At 33.6% G+C, this 5,721-nt stretch carries 4 protein-coding genes; 1 reads left to right on the top strand and 3 read right to left on the bottom strand.

Annotation, left to right across the window (positions count from 1 at the left end; genetic code table 11):
- The 3 genes from ABJD66_RS08370 to ABJD66_RS08360 all read right to left on the bottom strand — a co-directional run.
- Positions 1–1,524 (bottom strand): FMN-binding glutamate synthase family protein (locus tag ABJD66_RS08370; RefSeq protein ID WP_348130348.1); only part of this gene is annotated, 1,524 nt, incomplete at its 3' end.
- 104 nt (positions 1,525–1,628) lie between these two features.
- Positions 1,629–2,909, bottom strand: coding sequence for an amidohydrolase (locus tag ABJD66_RS08365; protein WP_348130345.1), 1,281 nt, complete (start codon positions 2,907–2,909; stop codon positions 1,629–1,631).
- Between the two features lie 46 nt (positions 2,910–2,955).
- A complete protein-coding gene (locus ABJD66_RS08360) occupies positions 2,956–3,417 on the bottom strand; it encodes a GNAT family N-acetyltransferase (protein WP_100896109.1) in 462 nt (153 codons plus the stop codon).
- A gap of 154 nt (positions 3,418–3,571) precedes the next feature.
- Between ABJD66_RS08360 and ABJD66_RS08355 the strand changes: the two genes are divergently transcribed.
- Positions 3,572–5,721, top strand: a 2,150-nt coding sequence (locus ABJD66_RS08355; RefSeq protein ID WP_348130340.1) for a UvrD-helicase domain-containing protein, incomplete at its 3' end; no start/stop codon positions are given.

The raw sequence follows: 5,721 nt of genomic DNA, 5'->3' as shown, positions 1-5,721 counted from the left end.
TAGTTCTTGCATACCGTTAAAAGGAACCTTTGCTTTGTTGTAACCATAGGTAAAAGCTAAACTTCTGTTTAGTTCATTATCATCTAAGTTTACTTGTATATCATCCATCGTATATTGGCAAGGATGCTCATAACCAGAGGCATGCGTAATCTCTATCAATTCTTTTCTAAAACTTTTAAAGTACTGCGCTAAACGATCTGACTTAAGAGGAACATTTACACCTCTTTGTAACCATTGGTTTTGTGTTGCTATACCAGCCGGACATGTATTTGTGTGGCAAGCTTGTGCTTGTATACATCCAATACTCATCATTGCTTCACGGGCAACATTAATACAATCTACACCCATAGCAAATGCCATTGCCGCTTTTGCAGGGAAACCTAATTTACCACTACCAATAAAAACAATACGGTCTGTTAATTTTTTCTCTAAAAATAGTTTATATAAACTAGAGAAACCATAAACCCACGGTAAAGAAACGTGATCTGCAAAACTTGGCGGAGCAGCACCAGTACCACCTTCACCACCATCGATAGTAATAAAATCTGGCCCTTTGCCCGTTTTTAACATTAGGTCTGCTAATTCTTCCCACTGGTCTAATTTTCCTATAGCACCTTTAATACCTACTGGTAAACCTGTTTTTTCTGCAATCTCTTCAATTAAAGCTAATAACTCAGGAATTGTACTAAACGCTTTATGTGTTGCGGGTGATAACACATCTTTACCAATTTCTACACCACGTATTTCTGCAAGTTCCGCTGTAATTTTTGCTCCAGGTAAAACACCTCCTTTACCGGGCTTGGCTCCTTGAGATAATTTTATTTCTATAGCTTTAATACAAGAGTTATTCTCTACTAAATTTACTAGCTTTTCCATAGATAAACTACCTTCATCAGATCTAACTCCAAAATAACCAGTTCCAAAGTGAAAAACAACATCACCACCTTGTTTATGATAAGGAGATAAACCACCTTCACCAGTGTTATGGTATGCGCCACTTTTTAATACTCCTTTGTTCATAGCTTCAACAGCTGCAGCAGATAAAGAACCAAAACTCATAGCAGATACATTTATAGCAGATGCTGGCCTAAATGGTTTTTTACGTTTATTATATGCACCTATAACTTTAGCACAAGGTAAAAATGTTTTATCAATTGTATTAGGATGATTGTCTGCAACCTTGTACGCCATCATTTGGTTTTTCACAAAAATATGTTGGTGTGCATATACATCTCTATCTGTACCAAAACCCTCGTAATTATTCTCGCTTTTAGCAGAAGCGTAAATCCATCCACGCTCTATACGGTTAAAAGGAAGTTCTTCTCTATTGTTAGCAACAAAATACTGCCTCATCTCAGGACCAATACTTTCTAACATATAACGTATATGACCAACGATAGGAAAATTATGAGAAATAGTATGTTTTTTCTGAAAGAAAATATCACGAATAGCAACCAGTGCTAACCCAATTAATAACCATATCCACCAAGAGATACTAGATATAAAATTTAAAAAAGAATCCATTTAATCTGTATTTGTTTTTTAAAGTCAAACTTTATATAAATTTAACTTTTTAATTATGCTACAAAAATAACCAAATCTATAGTCATTTATTGTTTGGTCCAACGTTATTTGTTTAAATAATCTAAACTCATTTCTGTTAGTGTTTTAACACCTAAAAGCATTCCTGCATCATCAATTTTAAAGTCTGGTGTGTGGTGAGGATAAGCTTCTTTGTTACCTGGTGTCATTCCGCCTAAAAAGAAATAAAACCCAGGTACAACCTCTTGAAAGTATGAAAAGTCTTCACCACCAGTTGTAGCTTTTGTTAAATGAACGTTTTTTTCGCCTGCGACACGCTGCATAGTTGGTAACATTTGGTTTACTAAAGCAACATCATTATAGGTAATAGAAGTTTGACTCTCTACTTCTAAAGTTGCTGTACCGCCATATGCTTTAGCAATAGTCCCTGTCATTTCTTTCATTCTGCGTAAAATAAGTTCACGCATATCCGGATTTAATGTTCTAATGGTACCAATAAGTTCTGCACTTTCAGGAATAATATTAAAGCGTACGCCGCTAGTAATTTTACCTACAGTTATTACCGCAGCTTCTTCCGTAAGGTTAGATTCTCTACTAATAATGGTTTGCAAACCATCAATAATTTTAGCAGATATTACTATAGGATCTACACCAGACCAAGGCTGTGAACCGTGTGTTTGTTTGCCTTTAACATTAATAACAAAACGCTCTACAGCTGCCATTATACCTTCCGTTTTGTATTTAATTACACCAACAGGAGTACCAGAATTAATATGTAATCCAAAAATAGCATCAACTTTAGGGTTTTGCATAACGCCTTCTTTTATCATTAATGCAGCACCACCTTCTTCTCCAGGAGGCGCACCTTCTTCTGCAGGTTGAAAAATAAACTTAATAGTACCATTTATTTTGTCTTTGTTTTGAGCTAAAATTTCTGCAACGCCCATTAATATAGCCGTGTGTGTATCGTGTCCGCAAGCGTGCATAACACCAGTTTCTACCCCTAAAAATTGGTCTTTAACTTTAGATTTAAATGGTAAATTATTGCGTTCTGTTACAGGTAATGCATCTATATCTGCTCTTAAAGCAATTACTTTTCCTGGTTGTTTACCTTTTAAAATACCAACAACGCCTGTTACGGCTACTTTTGTTTGTACTTCTATTCCTAAAGATTTTAAATGCTTAGCAATTTTTTCTGCAGTTTTAAACTCTCGGTTAGATAGTTCTGGGTTTTGATGAAAATTATGCCTCCATTCAATAACTTTTTTTTCAATATTCTTGTAATCAGTATCTAATTTGTAATTCTGTGCTTGTAAAGCAAAGCTACTTAGCAGAACTGCTAGTAATAAATTGGTTTTAGTTTTCATATAGTTGTAATTAGTCAGTTATTTTGGTTTTTATCAATCTTTAAAATTAGATTTTCATTCTCATATTTACCATATGCTTTTTAAATCCTGCTTTTTCATACGCTCGTAAGGCAGCGGCATTTTCACTATAAACATCTAATCTAACTTCAGTGGTATTTTGCTGTTTTATCCATTTAAATAAAAAGTCTATTATACTTTTATTTACACCTTTGCCACGTTGCTTGGGATCTACATACATAAAACCTAAATAGGCGTAGGTACTGTGTTTTAAATGTTTTTTTGCCTCCCTAATTGTAGCATAAGCAGAGCCAATAAGCGTATTGTTTAATGTGGCAACAGCTACAATTGTTTTAGGATCCTTTAATAAATCTTCAATACTGTAGTAAGAAATTGGGTCTGGCTTTAAAGTTTCATCAAAAGGACGTTCTGCTAAAATTACTCCTTGCTCAAAAGACTTAAGTGTTTCTAAATCTTCAAGTTTAGCTATTCTAATTTCAATATTTTCCAATATAATGTATGTTTTAAAAGTAGTATTCTCTAAAGATATTTAAAATAAAACTGATTGTAAATTTTATTGTTTATAATTATTAATAGTACTTGTTTTATCTGGCAGTAATTATGGTTAAATTTACACTTCTCTAAAAATTTTAATACAAAATCAATTGGAAGAATTTATTGCCCAACTAAACGAGGCTCAAAAAGCACCTGTTTTACATACAAAAGGACCATTAATGGTAATTGCCGGAGCTGGTTCTGGTAAAACAAGGGTGTTAACTTACCGTATTGCATATTTAATACAACAAGGTGTGGATCCTTTTAATATTTTGTCGCTTACGTTTACCAACAAGGCAGCAAGAGAAATGAAAGTGCGTATTGCAGATATTGCTGGTAGTGCAGAGACCAAGAGTTTATGGATGGGGACTTTTCACTCCATTTTTGCTAAGTTATTACGTTTTGAAGCTGATAAGTTAGGGTATCCTAACAATTTTACTATTTATGATACTCAGGATTCTCAGCGTTTAATTGCTTCTATTATTAAAGAAATGCAGTTAGACAAGGATGTTTATAAATACAAACAAATACAAAATAGAATATCATCTTATAAAAACAGTTTAATTACTGTAAAAGCGTATTTTAATAATCCAGATTTAGTAGAGGCAGATGCAATGGCAAAACGCCCACGTACTGGTGAAATTTATAAAAATTATGTAGATAGATGTTTTAAGGCAGGAGCAATGGATTTTGATGATTTATTGTTGAAAACCAATGAGCTTTTAAACGTTTTTCCAGAAGTACTTCAAAAATACCAAAATAGGTTTCAGTATATAATGGTAGATGAGTACCAAGATACAAACCACTCACAATACCTAATTGTAAAAGCATTATCAGATAAATTCCAAAACATTTGTGTTGTGGGTGATGATGCACAAAGTATTTACTCCTTTAGAGGGGCAAACATTAGTAATATTCTAAACTTTCAAAAGGATTACGATAATGTTGCAATGTACAGGTTAGAGCAGAATTACCGTTCTACTGGTAATATTGTAAATGCAGCAAACTCTATTATAGAAAAAAATAAAAATCAGTTAGAAAAGGTTGTTTGGACTTCTAATGAAGACGGACCATTAATTAAGGTTCACCGCAGTATTACTGATGCAGAAGAAGGTAGGTTTGTTGCTGGTACTATTTTTGAAACTAGGATGAATGAGCAGCTGCATAACGGTGAGTTTGCAGTACTTTACCGTACTAACTCGCAATCTAGATCTATTGAAGATGCTTTGCGTAAAAGAGATATACCATATAGAATTTATGGTGGATTATCTTTTTACCAACGTAAAGAAATTAAAGATGTTTTGGCTTATTTAAGATTGGTAATAAACCCTAAAGATGAAGAAGCATTAAAGCGTTTTATAAATTTTCCAGGAAGGGGAATAGGGCAGGCTACAATAGATAAATTACTAGTTACAGCTAACCATTACGGCAGATCTATGTTCGAGGTTATGGAGAACATAGATAAAATAGAACTAAAAATAAATTCAGGAACCAAACGTAGGCTAACAGAGTTTGTTAATATGATTAAGGGTTTTCAGATAATGAACAAAGGAGCAGATGCTTTTTCTTTGTCTGAACACGTTGCCAAAAAAACAGGTATTCTTTTAGAGTTTAAAAAAGATGGTACACCAGAAGGTATTGCCAAAATGGAAAACATAGAAGAGCTTTTAAATGGTATAAAAGACTTTGTTGAAGGTCAAATGGAACTTGCAGATGCTACAGGTAATATAGCTGAGTTTTTAGAAGATGTGGCACTTGCTACAGATTTAGATAATGATAAGGGAGATGATGACCGTGTTGCTCTTATGACAATACATATGGCTAAGGGATTAGAGTTTCCTCACGTATTTATTGTAGGTATGGAAGAAGATTTGTTTCCATCTGCTATGAGTATGAATACCCGTACAGAGCTTGAAGAGGAACGTAGATTATTTTATGTTGCATTAACAAGAGCAGAAAAACAAGCGTATTTAACATACACAGAAAGTAGGTATCGTTGGGGTAAATTAGTAGATGCAGAACCTAGTAGGTTTATTGAAGAAATAGACGAGAAGTTTATAGAAAATCTAACACCAGTTAGTAACTACAAATATAAATCTCTTATTGATAAGAATATTTTTGGTGAAGTAGATAAAAGTAAGCTTAGGCAAGCTAAACCTGTATCTGGTATACCGCCAAGCGCACCTAAACCTAATGAAAACCAACTACGTAAATTAAGAAAACTAAAGACAGAGTTAGCACAGCCTATTGCTAATAATTC

The sequence above is a fragment of the Cellulophaga sp. genome (assembly GCF_039943695.1).
GTDB lineage: Bacteria > Bacteroidota > Bacteroidia > Flavobacteriales > Flavobacteriaceae > Cellulophaga.
Note: the sequence above shows the minus strand (reverse complement) of the source record. Positions and strands in the feature narration are given on the sequence as shown.

Excerpts from the sequence above, each read along its gene's own strand:
- ABJD66_RS08365 (WP_348130345.1), bottom strand. The coding sequence starts at position 2,909 with ATGAAAACTAAAACCAATTTATTACTAGCAGTTCTGCTAAGTAGCTTT.